Annotated in this window: 11 protein-coding genes and 1 pseudogene; 3 read left to right on the forward strand and 9 right to left on the reverse strand. The window is 65.5% G+C overall.

Features of this window, described 5'->3' with window-relative positions; translation table 11 throughout:
- Window positions 1–160: 160 nt before the first annotated feature.
- The 6 genes from ACTJI8_RS17530 to ACTJI8_RS17555 form a co-directional block, all read right to left on the reverse strand.
- On the reverse strand, window positions 161–1,558 hold the full coding sequence (locus ACTJI8_RS17530) for an NAD(P)/FAD-dependent oxidoreductase (RefSeq protein WP_440734707.1): 1,398 nt from the start codon (window positions 1,556–1,558) through the stop codon (window positions 161–163).
- 542 nt (window positions 1,559–2,100) lie between these two features.
- A complete protein-coding gene (locus ACTJI8_RS17535) occupies window positions 2,101–2,748 on the reverse strand; it encodes a TetR/AcrR family transcriptional regulator (RefSeq protein ID WP_440734708.1) in 648 nt (215 codons plus the stop codon).
- A gap of 364 nt (window positions 2,749–3,112) precedes the next feature.
- Entirely contained in the window at window positions 3,113–4,414 is a 1,302-nt protein-coding gene (locus ACTJI8_RS17540; protein ID WP_440734709.1) for a Glu/Leu/Phe/Val family dehydrogenase, read from the reverse strand.
- A gap of 219 nt (window positions 4,415–4,633) precedes the next feature.
- The gene (locus ACTJI8_RS17545; protein WP_440734710.1) at window positions 4,634–6,154 is read right to left on the reverse strand and encodes an APC family permease; all 1,521 of its coding nucleotides are present in this window, start codon (window positions 6,152–6,154) and stop codon (window positions 4,634–4,636) included.
- A gap of 265 nt (window positions 6,155–6,419) precedes the next feature.
- Window positions 6,420–7,655 carry a D-arabinono-1,4-lactone oxidase gene (locus ACTJI8_RS17550; RefSeq protein WP_440734711.1) on the reverse strand — a complete coding sequence of 412 codons (1,236 nt, stop codon included), beginning with the start codon at window positions 7,653–7,655 and terminating at the stop codon, window positions 6,420–6,422.
- A gap of 599 nt (window positions 7,656–8,254) precedes the next feature.
- Window positions 8,255–8,728, reverse strand: coding sequence for a MarR family winged helix-turn-helix transcriptional regulator (locus ACTJI8_RS17555; RefSeq protein ID WP_440734712.1), 474 nt, complete (start codon window positions 8,726–8,728; stop codon window positions 8,255–8,257).
- A gap of 78 nt (window positions 8,729–8,806) precedes the next feature.
- Between ACTJI8_RS17555 and ACTJI8_RS17560 the strand changes: the two genes are divergently transcribed.
- Window positions 8,807–10,006: an FAD-dependent monooxygenase gene (locus ACTJI8_RS17560; RefSeq protein ID WP_440734713.1), complete on the forward strand. Its 1,200-nt coding sequence runs from the start codon at window positions 8,807–8,809 to the stop codon at window positions 10,004–10,006.
- Between the two features lie 35 nt (window positions 10,007–10,041).
- Here ACTJI8_RS17560 and ACTJI8_RS17565 read toward each other — a convergent pair.
- Together ACTJI8_RS17565 and ACTJI8_RS17570 are read right to left on the reverse strand one after the other, a co-directional pair.
- Window positions 10,042–10,185 (reverse strand): annotated as a pseudogene (locus ACTJI8_RS17565) (IS110 family transposase); the annotation flags it as partial.
- Window positions 10,182–11,552 carry an MFS transporter gene (locus ACTJI8_RS17570; protein ID WP_440734714.1) on the reverse strand — a complete coding sequence of 457 codons (1,371 nt, stop codon included), beginning with the start codon at window positions 11,550–11,552 and terminating at the stop codon, window positions 10,182–10,184. The gene ACTJI8_RS17570 and the pseudogene ACTJI8_RS17565, both read right to left, overlap by 4 nt.
- Window positions 11,553–11,764: 212 nt before the next feature.
- Between ACTJI8_RS17570 and ACTJI8_RS17575 the strand changes: the two genes are divergently transcribed.
- Window positions 11,765–13,840 (forward strand): hypothetical protein, encoded by a 2,076-nt coding sequence (locus ACTJI8_RS17575; RefSeq protein ID WP_440734715.1) that lies wholly within the window; start codon window positions 11,765–11,767, stop codon window positions 13,838–13,840.
- 461 nt (window positions 13,841–14,301) lie between these two features.
- The gene (locus ACTJI8_RS17580) at window positions 14,302–14,958 is read left to right on the forward strand and encodes an NAD(P)-dependent oxidoreductase (protein WP_440734716.1); all 657 of its coding nucleotides are present in this window, start codon (window positions 14,302–14,304) and stop codon (window positions 14,956–14,958) included.
- 80 nt (window positions 14,959–15,038) lie between these two features.
- Here the strand turns inward: ACTJI8_RS17580 and ACTJI8_RS17585 are convergent, their stop codons facing one another.
- On the reverse strand, window positions 15,039–16,613 hold the full coding sequence (locus ACTJI8_RS17585) for a family 43 glycosylhydrolase (protein ID WP_440734717.1): 1,575 nt from the start codon (window positions 16,611–16,613) through the stop codon (window positions 15,039–15,041).
- Window positions 16,614–16,629: the final 16 nt, after the last annotated feature.

Consider the following 16,629-nt stretch of genomic DNA (forward strand, 5'->3'; position numbering starts at 1 on the left):
GTTGATCGCAGTGGTGTCCGGAGAGGCCGGGGTGCGTGTCGATAGTTGGCTTGTCAATTGATCCTCATCATTGTTCGATGTGCAGGCCGCGGATGGCGTTGAGGAAGCATCTCCTCCGCCCGATGCACCGCGGGGTCAGTCTGTTCCGCATCGTCCGCTGCTAGGCGGTTGCCGGTGCTGCAGCGACATCGAGCCGCGCATCCGCTTCTGGCTTGTGGGCCTCCGGCGCGGGCGCAGTTTCGCGCGGGCGCGCAGCAAACTCCTCGAACGCTCGCCGCGGGTCGTGAACAGCGCTCAGATCCACGAAGTCGCGGCCGAGCCAGAGGTTGTTCCACCACCCTCCGATCACGCGCAGTTTTCGCTCCCACGACGGCATCGCCAGGCCGTGATATCCCCTATGCGCCACCCACGCCGGGAAGCCTTTGATTGCGATGCGCCCGGATTGGAACACTCCGTCGTAGAGACCGAGCGCCGCGACCGCGCCCAAGTTCTTGTGCAGGTACTTCTGAGGCTCGCCTCCACGAAGCACCGTCGTGAGATTCTTCGCGAGTTGCTTTCCCTGCCGAACCGCGTGCTGCGCATTGGGTACGCAGTGTCCGCCCACCCCGCCTCCGGACAGGTCAGGCACGGCAGCAATGTCTCCAGCAGCCCACGCCCCATCGACGACGTCTCCGTCGCGAGACACGCGAAGGTCGGGTTGCGTCTGGATACGACCGCGCTCGTCGAGCGGCAGATCGCTTCCGCGCACGACCGTGGGATTCGCCATCACGCCCGCAGTCCAGACGATGAGATCGCTCGAAATGATCTCGCCGGTCGAAAGGGCCACGTCACCGCCCACTGCATCCTTCACCTGCGCGTCGAGGTGCACCTGGGCGCCTCGAGCGGCCAGCCGTCGCCGCACCCATTCGCCAGTCGCCTGCGAAACCTCCGGCATGATGCGCCCCATCGCTTCGATGAGGTGGAAACGCGTGTCCTCCGGCGTCAGGGTCGGGTATTTGGCAACAAGTGCCGAAGCCAGTGAACGCAGCTCAGCAAACACCTCGATCCCAGCGAATCCACCACCTACCACCACGACTGTCAACAGCCGGGCCCGCTGCTCGCCCGCGGGCATCGCGGCGGCTTTGTCGAAGTTGGACACCAGGCGGTTGCGGATCGCGACAGCCTCTTCGATCGTCTTCAGACCGATGGCGTTCTCGGCGATCCCCGGGATGGGAAAGGTTCGCGAGACCGCCCCTGCCGTGACAACGATGTGGTCATACTCCTCGACCCACGACTCACCCTGACGAGGCGTCACCGTCGCGACTCTGTTGGCGTGGTCGATGGCCGTGATCCTGGCGGCGATAACCTTCGTCTTCTTCAGATGACGACGCAGCCCCACGACCGCATGACGCGCCTCGATGGAGCCGGCGGCGACTTCTGGGAGGAAGGGCTGGTACGTCATGTACGGCAGTGGATCCACCAGCGTGAGCTCCGCCTCACCCTTCCGGAGGCGCTTCTCGAGGTTCCATGCCGCGTAGAAGCCTGCATATCCTCCACCGACGATGAGGACTTTCGCCATCGGGAGTTCTCCAATCGATCCGTTACCGGAGCAGTGTAGGCAGGACTTGTTCTCGACTCGTTGTCCCATATCGAGACGCAATTCCGTCCCGCAAGGTCTGGCGAAGGAGCACTGCCATCGAGCGCAGGAACGGGTTCAACCGACGTAATCGATGAGCTGGCGACCGCCATGCGACTCCAAGACTGTCGCGCAGGGGCCGAGTCCACCGGACCCGCCCTGCCGTTCGCCTGTTGAGGTGCCGCCTTCGCCCGGATTCTCCCGAACGACCTGTGCGCGCACGCGAATTACCTCGTGATACACACCGAGTATCCCGTTCATGATTCCTCGCTCTCCGCCGATGCGCTCGGCGACGAGCTTCGCATCGGCAGTATCTCGACAGTGAGTCCTAACGAACGTTAGGTTGGCTCCTCACCTTACTGCAATGCGCCACCGAGCGGAAGGAGGCAATCGCGTCGGCTGTTCGCACAGTGCCCGTCGCGGCGCGATCGACCGTGCCGACGAGCCGTACGCATCACAGACCCGCCAGGATGAGGCCCCGGGACCTAAGCGTTGAAGCTCAGGAGGTGCCGCGAGAGGGCTATCGCGCGCGTGGAAGCATCGTCGAGCGATGACCCCGCAGACGCCCATCGCGTCGTCGCTTCGAGAAGCGCAATGACGGTGCGAACAGCCTCGCGTGGTTCCTCGAATCCCAGATCCTCGGCCGCCGCAACGTACATGTCCTCGTGGATCTCAACCCACATGGCGACGCGGTGACGCAGGTCGGGCGGGAAGATCGCCGCCATGCGATCGGTCTGCACCAACAAATCCCAGAGATTGCTCTCGGGCAGCGTGCTCTGTCGCACGAAATGCAGCCGTACCATGCTTTCCCAGAATTCGTCGGGACTCTGGCGGCCGCCCGTTGCGTCGAGGAGCGCCAGACCGAACTGACGGAAATGCCAGCGCAGCGACTCGGCGACGATCTCTTCTCGGCCGCCGGGAAAGTGCGCATAGATGCTCGGCGCCTTGATGCCAACGGATCTGCCGATCATGCGCATCGTGACGGAGTCGAATCCGTTCGTGATCGCAAGCCGGAGGAACGCATCGAGGATCCTGGCCTGCGATGGGGTCCAGCCGTTGTGCTCCTGACTCGCCAGGTGGTCGACAAGAACCTGACGCGCTGCAGCGCGCCTCGTACGCGTCTCAGTGCTCACGAGCGCCTCCTCCCCCTTTGGCCAGCCTCAATAGCGACCTAACAAACGTTCGGTACGATGTTATCCTTTTGGCGCCGGGCATGCGCCATCCAGTGTGAGTTGGCAACCCGCACCACTCAGCTGGCCATCGCCCGTTCGGCCTGCGCTGGGGCGACTGCTGCGACGCCGGGCGTTCTGTAGCCCTCGCCCGCACGCCAGTGCTGGCTGAGCACCAATGATGGCGGCCAACCATGCTTGTCGCAATGAGTGCTCAGCCTGAGACCACACACAGGACATATCATGGCGTACTCCTTTCGATCCCGTTCACGGCAACGACACCCGCCTTCTCCGTAGTCGAAGGACCGGCCGGCGTCCCAAGTGTTGATCAGGGGTATAGTCCGCGGACACGGTGAGCCTCGGCGACCCGGCCCACGGCGGTAGACATCGCAGCCTCCCGAAGGGTGCACCCCGCCTGTGCGGCAGTACGCGCAACGTCTGCCCACGCCGCGACCATCCGCTCTCTAAGGCGCCCACGCACATCCGATTCGGTCCACCAGTACGCCTGATTGGCCTGCACCCATTCGAAGTAGCTGACGATCACTCCACCGGCGTTGGCGAGGATGTCCGGGACGACCAGCACGCCTCGATGATCGAGGATGCGGTCCGCTGCCGGCGTCGTCGGGCCGTTGGCCCCCTCGATGACTGCCTTTGCCCGGACGAGGTCCGCGTTGGCGGCGGTGATCACGCCTTCGACCGCACAGGGGAGAAGCAGATCCACCTCCGTCTGCAGGACATCGTCGTTGCCGATCGGATCGCCCTCGCGGAAACCGGTGACGGTGCCGGTCTCGCGGACGTGCCTGTCAAGCGCATCGAAGTCGAAGCCGCCAGGGTTCGACACGCCGCCGAACTGATCGCTCACCGCAGTGACGCGGACACCCGCTTCCGCGAGGAAGCGCGCAGCGCCCCGCCCGACCTTGCCGTATCCCTGCACAGCGGCCGTCGTCTGCCCGGAACGAAGACCAACGTGCTGCAGTGCGGCGAGTGCCATCTGGGCGACGCCGAGCGACGTGGCATCGGTGCGCCCGAGCGAGCCGCCGATGAGCAGCGGCTTGCCCGTCACGGAGCCCGGCACCGTGTACCCGCGGTTGGCGGACATCGTGTCCATCATCCAGGCCATGGTCTGCTCGTCGGTCCCGATATCTGGAGCCGGGATGTCGCGCTCGGGGCCGATGAACTCGGCGAGCTCACTGGTGTATCGACGGGTGACCCGTTCGATCTCCATGGCCGAGTGCTGCTGTGGGTCGATCGTCACACCGCCTTTGGCACCACCATAGGGGATGTCGACCAGGGCGCATTTCCACGTCATCCACATGGCCAAGGCGCGCACCTCGTCGAGGGTGACGGCCGAGCTGAAGCGCAGTCCGCCCTTTCCGGGGCCACGGGAGAGATTGTGCTGGACGCGATGGCCGACGTAGCAGGTCGTGGAGCCGTCGTCCCGCCGAAGCGGCACGGTCACGGTCATTTCCCGGCGTGCGCGGGACAACATCGCGTGCATGCCCTCGTCCAGGCCGAGCCGCGCGGCCGCAGCTGCGAGCTGCTCGCGTGCGGCGGCGAGGGTGCTCGCACCATCCGCCGATTCTGTCGGACCGCCGACGGCGACCTCGTCCGCCGTTGCGCTGATTGTCATGACTACTCCTCGAAGCATTCCCCATCGTCACCGTATGTCTACGACGCTACAGAGCGGCGTCAGGACGAAGGTGTTCCAATTCCGGACGGGCGCCCGGCAGCAACGTGCGCGCACGGCGGCCGAATCTCTCGCCCTCACGCCACAGTCAGCCCGCGGCACATGCCGCGGGCTGACTGTGGACCGCTGATCTCCGTCGACGGCCCAGCGCTTCGAGGTCGTCTACGGAGTAGTGGTGATCTCCGCCTCGAGTCGCTCCTCGTCGATCGTGCGGTCCCGTCGTCCGAGAAGTGCGTAGATCTCAGACTTGTTGGAACGGAGGTACAGGGCCACCGCGCACCCTGCAGCGAAAACACCCAGCAGCACCGCGATCAGCCACGTGAACTCGCCGGGCGTTCCACCCACGAGTAGATCGAACCGCACCAGACCGAACGTCACCATCGCCGCGAGGGACAGGAACGCGATTGCAGGCGCGATGAACACCTTCCAGGCGTTCTCCTTCGAGGGAACACCCGTGCGCGCGAACCATACGATGACCGCGAGGCTGACGATCGCCATGAGGATGAGGACGCCGGCCGAGCCGACCCCACTTCCGGCGCCAATGAGAACCGATGGGTCCGAGTTGGCCACGACGAATGGGCCGGCGACGGCGACGAGCAGAATCAGGATGATGGTGCCGACCGCCATCGATGCCCGGCTCGGCGACTTGTGTCGCGGGTTCACCTTGCCAAGGAAGCTCGGCAACGCACGATCCACACCCAGGTTGTACATGTAGCGCGAGGCCACGTTGTGGACGGCCAGGAGCGACGCGAACGCAGACGTGGCAACGACGATGTTCACGAACGCCGACGATCCCGGCAGAACGAACTTGTTGATGGCCAGTGCGAACATCTCGCTCGGGTTGTTCTGGGCCGCGGCCACCGCACCCGATCCGTAGGCGGTGATGAGCGCGTAACCCGACACAGCATAGAGGAGCCCGATGAAGATGGCCGAGATGTAGGTCGCGCGAGGCACCGTCTTGTTCGGGTTGCGGACCTCGTCTCGGTAGAGCGCCGTCGCCTCGAAGCCGAGGAAGTTGCCGAAGGCAATGAGAAGCGCAACACCCGCACCGGGATTGATGAACGAAGCGACGTTGATCGGGGCGAAGGACAGCCCTTCCGCGCCGCCGCGTACCATGACGACGACATCGAAGATGACCACGATCAGTACTTCGATCATCATCACGACCACGAGCACCCGAGCGGAGAGGTCGACGTTCATGTAGCCGAGGAAATTCACGCCGATCAGCGCGACGAGTGTCCACAGCCACCACGGCGTCGAGGGGCCGCCTAGACCTGAGATCAGTCCGGTGACCGTGATGCCGGCGAAGACGTAGAGGCCGGCGGCGATCAGGATGTACGAGAGCGTTGCGAGGTAGGCGCCCCCGACTCCGGGCGTTCGGCCGAACGCGGCCGAAATGTACGCGTAGAACGCGCCCGGTCGCGGCACGTGACGGGTCATTGTGGTGTACCCCACCGAGAAGATGAGAAGCACCACCGTGGCGATGATCCATGCCACGGGAGCGGACTCACCGACTGGTGCGATCACGAAGACCAGGTATCCGGCGACCGTGACGAGCGGGGCGGAGAACGCCAGCACGCTCAGCACCAGGGACAGCGTGCGCATGTTGCCGGTCAGGTTCTCGCGTTCGGCGGCGGCCCCTCGGGTGGAGTCCGGCGCCACGGGGGTAGCGTTTGTCATCATCATTGATTCCTGTCATTCGGGATGGTTCGCGCTCGAAGTCATCCATGCGGGGGCAGCATCGCCACCGCAGCGCTGGTGCCAGTAAAGAGAGGTTGGAGACCGTGAGGGTGTACCAGATCGAGACAAGGCCGCGCCCGTAGACATCCCAGCAGCGGCACGTGCCCCGCGCAACACACTGAGGCCCCGGGGGACGCAAACGGTCGAGGGCGCCCCGGAATGGGGCGCCCTCGACCGCAACCCTTCGGGTCAAGCAGAGGCTCGCGTGTCATCCACGGCCAGCGAGCGAACGCTCCTCTTCGAAGAGGGTCCGGAGTTGGGCATTCAGGAACGTACCCGTCGGATCCAGCTGCCTACGGAGTTCCGCGAAGTCATCCCATCGCGGGTACATGGCACGGTACGTCTCGGTGTCGCGGAAGTACGGCTGCTTCCCCCAGTGCGGCCGCCCGCCGTAGCGACCCACGACTTCGTCCACCGCCCGGAAGAACGGGGTGTTGTCCTTCCCGACGGCCCGGCAGACATCGATCGCCACCGAATCGCGCCCGTACATCGGAGAAAGCCAGGTGTCGTCCCCCGCCACGGTCCGCGCCTCGATCGGGTACTCGTTCGGGTAGTGCTGGAGGAGCTCCAGGCAGTCTTGGATCGTGTCCATCGACGTGTCGTACGGGACGAGCGGTTCGATCTCCTCCCACGACCCGGTGTAGACGTCGGGGTAGATTTTGTACGGCCGGTTCAGGCGCGCCGCGGGCGTGGCATCGTCCTCGGCATCCACGTCGACGGCGTCATAGATCCGGACGAGGGTCGGTTCCTTCATGCCATCCGGGATCGGAGGCAGCTCTGCAGACATGTCGTACATGCGCCCGCGAACGAAACTGAAGTGCCGATGGGCGTGATTCATCTCGTCCCAGCGGTCGACGACCTCCGCGAAGGGCCAGAATGCAAGGGTTTCCTTCAGCTTGAACGCGCGCTCAAGTTGAAGGTCCAAGCTGACGATGACGCCCAGCGTCCCCATCGACGCCCGGAGCGCAGGCAGGCGGGGATCGTCGGCACCGATTCGGATCAGGGCACCAGACGCCGTGACGACGTCGGCACCGATCACGCCTGCCGACATCGCTTGCAGCCGCAATCCAGACCCGTGCGTCGAGGTGCTGATCGCACCGGCGATCGTCTGCGCGTCGATGGCGCCCTGATTACGCAGTGTCAGGCCCGCATCCCACAGCGGCTCACCGAGGTCCGCGAGCCGGCTGCCAGCCCAGACCCGGGCGGACGCGGCGCCGTCGTCCACAGACTGCACGCCGGACAGCGCCGAGATGTCGAGAACGATGCCGTCGGTCGGTACGAGGGGGGCGAACGAGTGACCACTGCCTACCGGGCGGACGGAAACCCCTCGCTGCGTGGCGTCGGTCACGATCTCCCGCACGTGGTCTACCGAGACCGCCTTGACGATGGACTCGGGCCGGCAGGTCTCGGTGCCGGCCCAATTCGTCCACTTCAGATTGCTCATTTCCAAACTCCTCAGGTTGCGAGGTTCCCGCGTTAGCTCATCCGAACATGAAGCGCAGATCCGGGGTTGTGCCGCATCGGGACAGACCAGACGGATGACGTCGGCCGCCGCGTAGCGCCCATCGATCATCGACGTCGCTGAGGTGTCCCGCCTGTGGCGGGTGAGTTGGCTTGGCTTGGCAGTGACAAAGGACCAAGGCGGGTGCCACGTGCTTGCGACACGTGCTCCGGTGTTAGGCGCGGACGCGGGCGACGGCACCGATCTCGATGAGGGCGCCATCTCCACCGATGTCGGCCACACCGACGCGGCTCCGCCGGCGGGGGTCGTCCCGTCCGGGCTGATACTGAGCTGTCCGGAGACCAAGATGAGATCACTGGTGCGCACGCCTGGGGCGAGCTCGTACGTCGCGGCCTCAGCCTCGGAGCCACCCCCATCAGCAGACTCAACAACCTGCCTGGACATCACACCTAATGCCACTCGTTGATTGCCTTTCCAGTACCGATTCCAGGACTCGGTATCTGCGTATCGCATACATGTGACGAGTGCGCGTCAAGAACGTCTTCGCCAACAGCAACCAGACGTGCGGCTCAGTTCTGCATTCACCGCCGGAGTTCGTCGATTTCTTCCCGGTTCACCTCGGCAGCCCGGGTCAGCAACTCCGCGGCGAACTCGATCTGCTCGTCGCTCAGCGTCTCCAGGTAGGCATTCCACCGCTCCGTCACCGGGCCGTAGACAGGTCCGACACCGGCCATGATCGGATCCGGATCCGCCGTGACGATCACCCGGCGGCGGTCGGCCTCGTCGCGCGCGCGATGCACGTAGCCGGCGCGCTCGAGCCGGTCGATCATCGCCGTGACCGCGCCGCCCGCGGTGAGCCCGGTGCGTGCCGCCAATTCGCCGGGGGTCGCGGGACCGCTGCTCAGCAGCAGGCCCACGGCCTGCAGGTCGGTGCTGTTGAGGCCGACCGAGCGGGCGACGGCGTCCTGGAACAGCACTGCGCGCGCCATGAACTCCTGCATCGCCTCGCCCTGGCGGGCGATCGCGGCAGCACGACGTGCGGACGGTTCGACCATCTGATAATCTCTCTAATATCGAGAGACTCTAGAAACGAGACTCTCTGCTCTCTTCAAGACTATCGAAAGGCCGATCCGATGCCCAAGGCGATCATCATCGGCGGCGGAGTCGCCGGACCCGCCGCCGCCCTCTTCCTGCGACGCGCCGGGTGGGAGGCGGAGATCTTCGAGGCCCGCCCCGCGCCCGATGCCTTCGGCGGGCTGTTCCTCAACGTCGCCACCAACGGGCTCGCCGTGCTCGACACGCTCGGCCTGAAGAATCGCCTGCTCGAGGCCGGCCACCTCTGCCCGTACATGGAGATGTCCAGCGGGCGCGGGCGCATGCTCGGCACCGTGCCCAACGGCCCCGCCGGCGAACCGGAGCGCGGGAGCGTCGTGGTGCGACGGGAATGGCTGAACAGCGTGCTGCGCGAGGCGACCGCGGAGGCGGGCATCCCGCTCACCTGGGGCGCGAGACTGGACCGCATCGAGGAGACGGCGTCCGGCGTCACCGCGCACTTCGCCGACGGCACCCGGGCCATCGGCGACATCCTCATCGGCTGCGACGGCGTCGGCTCGCCGACCCGGCGGTGGATCGACCCGACCGCGCCGGATCCGACGTATGCCGGCCTGCTCAGCATCGGCGGATTCGCGCGCGTCGAGGGTCTCGCGCCGACCCCGCTCACACAGCACATGGTGTTCGGATCCCGAGGGTTCTTCGGATACCTCGTGCGCGACGACGGCACGGCGTACTGGTTCGCGAACCCCGCCAGGGCAGAGAGGGACCGCGATGAGTTGCGGGCGGTGCCGAGCACGACGTGGATCGACGAGCTGCGAAGCCTGCACGCGGGGGATCCGTACCCGGTCCCGCAGATCCTCGACCACACGACCGGCGCCATCGGTGCGTACGGCATCTACGAGCTGCCCCACGTGCCGCACTGGCATCGCGGTCGCGTCGTCGCCGTGGGCGACGCCGTGCACGCCACCTCGCCGAGCGCCGGCCAGGGCGCCTCGCTCGCCCTGGAGGACGCCGTGACCCTCGCACTCTGCCTGCGCGACCACCCGGACCATCAGCAGGCGTTCGCCCGGTACCAGCAGCTGCGCCAGCACCGGGCCGAGGAGGTCGTGGCATACTCCCGCGCGATCGGCCGGCAGAAGACCGTGACCTCATCGAAGCTCGCCATCCTGATGCGCGACGCCCTGCTCCCGCTGTTCCTGCGCGGCGCGATGAAAGACACCCGCAACAACCACCTCTACAACCACACGATCCCGTGGGAGAGCTCGATCCTCGACACGTGACTAGCTCACGGCCCCAAGCGACGCGGAAAGGGCCGGGTGAGCCCGTTGACGGTCGCGGTGCGCTCGGCCGTCATGTGCTCGCGGGCGGTGACCAGGACTCGTAGCGCGGCCCGGATACCGTTGTTGCTCCGGGGTCGACGAAGCTGCTCAGGTTCGAGGGGCACGACCGCTGCGATCACCCCTGGGTCAGCCGGCGCCCGGCGTGGCTCGACAGCAGCAACGCCTCGACAAGCGGGAAGACGGTGATCGCAGCGATCGCGAGGAACGCGATCCGGTATGGGACGAGCCCAGGCCCAAGGGCGGATCCGACGGCGAGCATCATGCCTCCGACCGCCACGCCGAAGCCGGCAGCGATCTGCTGCAGCGTGGCGTTGAGCGTGTTGGCCGCGGCCATGTCGTCGTCGATGTCGGCAAACGTGATGGTGGAGTATGCCGTGAAGCCGGTGGAGCGGGCAGCGCCGCTGCCGACCAGCACAACGACGATGAGCAGCACCGGCACTGCAGCGGTAAGGAAGGCCATCGCCACCATGCACAGGATCCCGACGGCATTCGAGGCGACGAGCACCGCGCGGAACCCGAAGGTGTGCAGCATCCACGTGGTGGCCGGCTTGATGCCGATGTTTCCGACGAACAGGGTCAGCACGGCGGTGCCGGCATTCACGGCCGACCAACCGAAGGCGTCGTGGAACAGTAACGGCAGCAGGAACGGCACGGCGCTGATCGTGGCGCGGTAGACCGCCCCACCGACATTCGCGATACGGAATGACTCGAAGCGGAACACCCGCAGATCCAGGATCGGCGCGGCCGTACGCAACAGATGCCACACCGCAACGCCGGTGACGACGAGCCCCACCGACACTGCGACGAGCGTCCCGGGCACGTCAACGCCCTCCCTGGTGACCAAGCTCGATCCCCACACGAGCACCCCAAGGCCTATCGCGACAAGCGCGAACCCGACGACGTCGAGACGGCTCGATTCGGGCAGCTCCACATCTCGGACGACCCGCAGGGCGACGGCGAACGCCACCACGCCGAGCGGAACGTTGATGAGAAAGATCCAGTGCCACGACAGGTAGGTGCTCAAGAACCCACCGAGGAACGGCGCGATCACCGGAGCGACGAGGCCCGGCCAGACGAGGATGGCGATAGCCCGGATGATCCCGCCGCGCGGCGTGACCCGTAGCACGGCGAGCCGCCCTACTGGCACCATGAGCGCACCTCCGAAGCCTTGCAGAACGCGCATGCCTACGAGCATCGGCAGGGTCGCGCTCAGCGCGCAGAGCAGGCTTGCGAGCGTGAACACGGCAATCGCCACGGTGAACACGCGACGCACACCGAATCGGTCGGTAAGCCAGGCGGATGCCGGGATCAGCACGGCGACTGTCAGAAGGAACGCAGTAACGGTGACGGCAACCGCCGCCGAGGTGACGCCCAGGTCGCGAGCGATCATGGGTGCTGCGGTGACGACAATCGTGCCGTCGAGGTTCTCCATGAAGAAGCATCCCGCGACCAGCACCGCGACAGCGTTGCGACGAACGGGAGTCATACGGCCGGCCGCCGCGGACAGTCGAACGGTACGGGAATACACGCGAACCGAAAGAGACCACACATACCGCGCCCCGGCCCTCCCAACGAGCTACCCGCCAAAAGGAGCATAGCGGCCACGCTTTACTGGACAGCACGTACTGTCGGCATAGACTTTGTAACTAGTTACAACTATGCTCGAGAACGCTAATCACTTCCCACCGGAGCACTTCGATGACGACACCAGCACAGCCCATGCTCGGACTCTGGTTCGGCAACTTCTTCGAGCCCTTCTACAGCGACGAGTCCGCTACCAGGCGAGGGATCGCGGATATCGCCGCGCTCGGCTTCACGAGCGTGAATCTCGATTCCAAGCCCTGGGAGGACTTCTTCGCGCGCTACCAAGGCGAAGACGCGAGCCGATACGTCTCCATGCAGGAACTGATGATGAGCGAGGCCGCACTCAACGGCCTTGATGTGACTTGTCTAGCCCTGTACCTGTGCGGCGACAACCTCTACCCCACCATCCGCGATGTCCCTCCCGTTCGTGGCGAGGATGCGGTGCGTCCAGATGGCTCGTCCATGGGCACGTACAAGTACTGGTCCCCTCGCGCGCAGGACAGCATGGTCGATCATGTGCAGGGGCTGTTGCGGCTCTACGGCGATCGGATGCATCGCAAGGACGACGGCAGGATCCTGATGCAGACCATGTTCGACCCCATCTCGAAGCCCAGCTTCGACGCGGAGGGTCGGCGCCACTACTTCGATTGGCTTCAAACGCGGTATGCCGACATCGCCCAACTCAACCATGCGTACGAGACACGCGCCTCCGCGTTCGATGCGCTTACACCCAATGAGTACTGGCTGCGCCCCGACGCGCTCGACTGGGTCGGCTGCGCGCGCCCCACAGCCGCTGACTTCGCGGCGCGAACCGCAGACTTCCACCGCTGGATAGACAACCAGTCATACCTCGCCGAAGTGACAGAGAACTACTTCGCCTCGATGAAGGACCGCTGGCGCACCCTTGCGCAGCCGATCTTCGCCGAGCCCGTCCTGCACCAATGGGGCTACTTCTTCAACCCACCCGGCCAGCCGGACTGGCAGACCGGGCAGCGCGCACTCGACGTGTACCGCTGCGCCAAGCACGTGGACGGAGTGCTGTTCATCGGCGCCCCGTTGAATGCCGAGAATCGCCCCGATGCGTCCGCATTGAGCGTCGAGGCGTCGATCATGCGGACGGCCAACGCGCACCGCCGTTTCACTGCAGGCCTCTATCTCGGCCGGCATGTCAATGTCGATGTCTACGACGTCGTTCCACCCGCCGAAGCCATCGGCACCCAGGTCGCCGCGGGCGCCGGAGCTCTGCACGCATACGGCTATAGCGGCCTCGACGACGGCGGGGTGCTCTTCCGCGCGGATGAGGTCTTCCGTGCGTCACTACGCACGGGCCTGGACTGGGCTTCGCAGACGATCCCGCTCTTGGAGGAACCACGTCCGAAAGAGGCGGCACTGCTCTTCCCCAGGGAGATGAGCCTGTTCGAGCCACTCGAGGTAGATGAGGGCGGCCGACACAGGATGGATCTGCTTGGCTGGCATCGGCAGCTCACCGATCTCGGCTGGCACGTCGATGTCCTCCACCCCGATCAGATCACCGAAGGCGCGCTGACGGAGTACGCCGTGCTGGCGATCTCCACGAACACGCTGTACGACGTGGGCGAGAACACGGGGTTGGAGGATGCCATCCGATCCTTCGTCCGCGATGGCGGCACGCTGCTCCATGGGCCGCACTGCGAACTCGCGCACAAGGTCTTCGAGGTCACGGAGCACGAGGTCGAATTCGACTGCATCGACTGGGTCGAACCCGTTATCCCGCATGGATGGTCGAACACCGCGTTCCGCTCCGGGGAGTCGGTGGCGACGTACATGGCGTCTGGAGACCCGGCGATGATCAGAACACGCTTCGGCGCCGGCATCGTCTACTCCATCGGCTTCGAATACGGTTACGCGTACGCTCGCGAAACGATGCCCATCGTCCCACCACGATACGGCCGCAGAGAGATGCACCCTCTTCCGCTGTTGCGGAAGACGCCCGTCGAAATTTTCATCGGGCTCGGACCTTCCGTCGTGGTCCCGCCTCAGAAGGGGGTCGAGTTCGCTCGCTTCGGCGATCGACTAGTCATCGTCAACCATCGTTCGAGCCCAGTCGCTGTTCCCCAGCTCGCATCCGCCGAGGTCCTCGCGCAGATCGAAGCGCCAAGCGGTTATGTGGCAGGCCACTCCGCTGCGATGTTCCATCTGGGGCACGCATGAACAGTGTGCGAGATGGCGCGTCGAACGCAGCCGCAGCAAGCGGTGTCCGACAAGCAGAAGAGAAGCCGATGAGAGCCTCCCCCATGGGATCGACGTTCCCTGGCGCTGACCCTGTCGCTACAGCTCCAACTGTCCTCGACTACACGATGCTGATGAGCCCTCCCTCGCTCGCCGACCACCTGTTCGGCACCGAGAGATCGGGCCTGCGCAGCGCAGCCGCGAGAGATGTCGTCGGACGCCCGCTTGCCCAGATCGATGAGCACGCGCGCCGAGCGCTGTTGCAAAGCGATGTGCTCATCATGGGTTGGGGCGCACCGAGTTTGACCGAGGCGGACCTTGACGCTGCTCCCCACGTGAAGGCGATTCTCTTCGCGGGTGGCCGCGCTGCCAGCTTGCTCCCCTCCACCACTCGAGACCGAGGCATCCTGCTCTCGAACGCAGGACACGCGAATGCTGTGCCCGTGGCGGAGTTCACAACCGCGCTGATTCTGCTCGCGAACAAGCGCGCACTGCAATCGGCTCGGCTCTACCAGCGGCGACGGGAGTTCATCGATCGGGAGCAGGACTTCCTGGACGCCGGTAACCGCGGCAAGACCGTGGGTATCATCGGGGCATCCCGTATCGGCCGCATGGTGATGGAGCGTCTGAACGCGCTCGGCCTGGAACTCGATGTCGCGCTATATGATCCGTACGTCGTCGCGGAGGACGCACGTGCGCTCGGCGTCCGTCTCGCATCTCTCGAAGAGATCATGGCGACCAGCGATGTCGTCAGCCTGCACGCTCCGCTCACCGTCGACACGGCAGGCATGATCACGGGCAAGCTCCTGCGTTCCCTGCGCGACGGAGCGACATTCATCAACACGGCGCGAGGACTGCTCGTCGACCAGGACGCGCTCGTGGACGAGCTCCGCACGGGGCGCATCGATGCGATGCTGGACGTGACAACGCCCGAGGTCCTGCCACCTGATCACGCGCTCTACGACCTGCCCAACGTCCTGCTGACCCCACACATGGCGGGCTCCACCGGCCCCGAGCTGGCACGTCTCGGCGAGCACGTCGCGAGTGAGCTGAACAGACTGGCCCACGGGCTTCCGCTGGCCTTTCCCGAGAACGGTTGACATCGCGCCGCGCGCGATACACCCCGTGGGCGATGAAGTCGTCTACCCCTCGAGGGCAGCCGACCTCATCGCATCCGATGTCACGGCTCCTGGCTGTACTGAACAGCGTTGAGGTTCCGGAACGTGGCGGAGAACTCCGCACTCACGACATCGAACGCGAATACGCCAACCATGGCACCGGTGAAGCGAAGACCTCCGGCATAGTCGTCCGAGAGGATTCCGACATCCAACGACGGTCCAATCGGTTCGCCATCGACGCTGAAATGCGCCCATGCGCCGTCGATGACAGCAACCAGCTCGACCGGTTTCCGATCGCTCAAGCGGCGGGTCGCCAGTACGCGTGCCCCGATGGCGTCGCGTGCAGTGAGCACTACAGCGCGGCTGCCCTCCCCGCGCCACTGCTGTCCGCGCTGCTGCTGTCCGTCCGGCTCGACCCAGGTGATCGCCAACGAGTAGTAGCTTGTTGAGTCGTACCAGAGCACGATACCGGCGCCCTCGGTGTACGAGCGAGGATCAGCGTCCACGATGGCGCCGAGCTGCACGGAACGTTCACGAAGGGGCTGCGCGACCAAGCTCGCGCCGAAGAGCGACTCGAGCCCATGTCTGCCGCGGATCCGCAACCCGTCGGGCGCAGTGACGGCCCAGCTTGTGCCGTCACTGCGCGATGTCCGCCATGGCCAGCCGGGCGCGCCCAGGGGCGGTACGGGCTTTGGGGCGGCATCCCCGACCACGACCGGCGGTGTGAACGTGTCGGCCGGGTGCCACCCGCCCGAGGCGAGTCGAGGCCAGCCGTCCCGCCACTCGATCTCCTGGACGCAGGTCTCACGACCCCAGGGGAACTGGCGCCCTTGCGCCGTGTCCAGCCACCGGGAAGCGAGATGACCTAAGAACCACCGGCCCTGTTCATCCTGGAGCAGCTCACCGTGGCCCGCCTTCTGCAGCCGAAGCCCTGAGTCGTCGCGCGACGTCAGAAGTGGCTGCTCGTCGAGCTCGTACGGTCCGAACAGTTCCCGGCTGCGTGCCATCAGAACGCCGTGCTCCACGCCGGTGCCCCCCTGTGCGAGCATGAGATGGAACCAGCCGTCACGGTGGAGCAGCTTCGGTCCCTCGATCAACGTCGCATGCTGCAGCAAGAGGACCGGGGGCTGAGCGATACGAGTGCCTTCATCGTTCAGCCGCGCGATCAGAATGCCGGAGAAACGACTCCCGCCGGAGCGCGAGTCACACTGCAGATTGAGCAGATAGTGCGCCCCCTCATGGTGGAAGATCGAGGGGTCGAATCCATGGCCGCTAACCCTCGCAGGGGTAGACCACGGGCCCTGTGCCGCCGGTGCCGTCGTCACATACGTCTCGACGTCGAGCTGTCTGCCAAGGAAAGTCCGAACGATCGCGTATGCCATCCAGAATCGTTCGCCATCATGGCTCATGGAGGGCGCCCAGATCCCGGCGGAGTCGGGTACACCATGCAGGTGTCCTTCCGGGACCGCACCCTCCACGCTCCCCACGTACTCCCACTCGACGAGGTCACGAGAGCGACGGATGGGGATGGTCGGATACCACTCGAACGAGCTGGTTGCGACATAGAACCACTCATCCACGCGGAGCATCGAAGGATCCGGTGCGAAGCCGCGGATCACCGGGTTGACAGCAGGCATCGGCATACCCCCTCCC

Origin of the sequence: Microbacterium sp. 22303 (assembly GCF_052045265.1) — a bacterium.
Lineage (GTDB): Bacteria > Actinomycetota > Actinomycetes > Actinomycetales > Microbacteriaceae > Microbacterium.

Bases quoted from the DNA above. Each gene is read 5' to 3' on its own strand.
- ACTJI8_RS17530 (WP_440734707.1), bottom strand. From the start codon at position 1,558: ATGGCGAAAGTCCTCATCGTCGGTGGAGGATATGCAGGCTTCTACGCG.
- ACTJI8_RS17540 (WP_440734709.1), bottom strand. From the start codon at position 4,414: ATGACAATCAGCGCAACGGCGGACGAGGTCGCCGTCGGCGGTCCGACA.
- ACTJI8_RS17545 (WP_440734710.1), bottom strand. From the start codon at position 6,154: ATGATGACAAACGCTACCCCCGTGGCGCCGGACTCCACCCGAGGGGCC.
- ACTJI8_RS17550 (WP_440734711.1), bottom strand. From the start codon at position 7,655: ATGAGCAATCTGAAGTGGACGAATTGGGCCGGCACCGAGACCTGCCGG.
- ACTJI8_RS17555 (WP_440734712.1), bottom strand. From the start codon at position 8,728: ATGGTCGAACCGTCCGCACGTCGTGCTGCCGCGATCGCCCGCCAGGGC.
- ACTJI8_RS17560 (WP_440734713.1), top strand. From the start codon at position 8,807: ATGCCCAAGGCGATCATCATCGGCGGCGGAGTCGCCGGACCCGCCGCC.
- ACTJI8_RS17570 (WP_440734714.1), bottom strand. From the start codon at position 11,552: ATGACTCCCGTTCGTCGCAACGCTGTCGCGGTGCTGGTCGCGGGATGC.
- ACTJI8_RS17575 (WP_440734715.1), top strand. From the start codon at position 11,765: ATGACGACACCAGCACAGCCCATGCTCGGACTCTGGTTCGGCAACTTC.
- ACTJI8_RS17585 (WP_440734717.1), bottom strand. From the start codon at position 16,613: ATGCCTGCTGTCAACCCGGTGATCCGCGGCTTCGCACCGGATCCTTCG.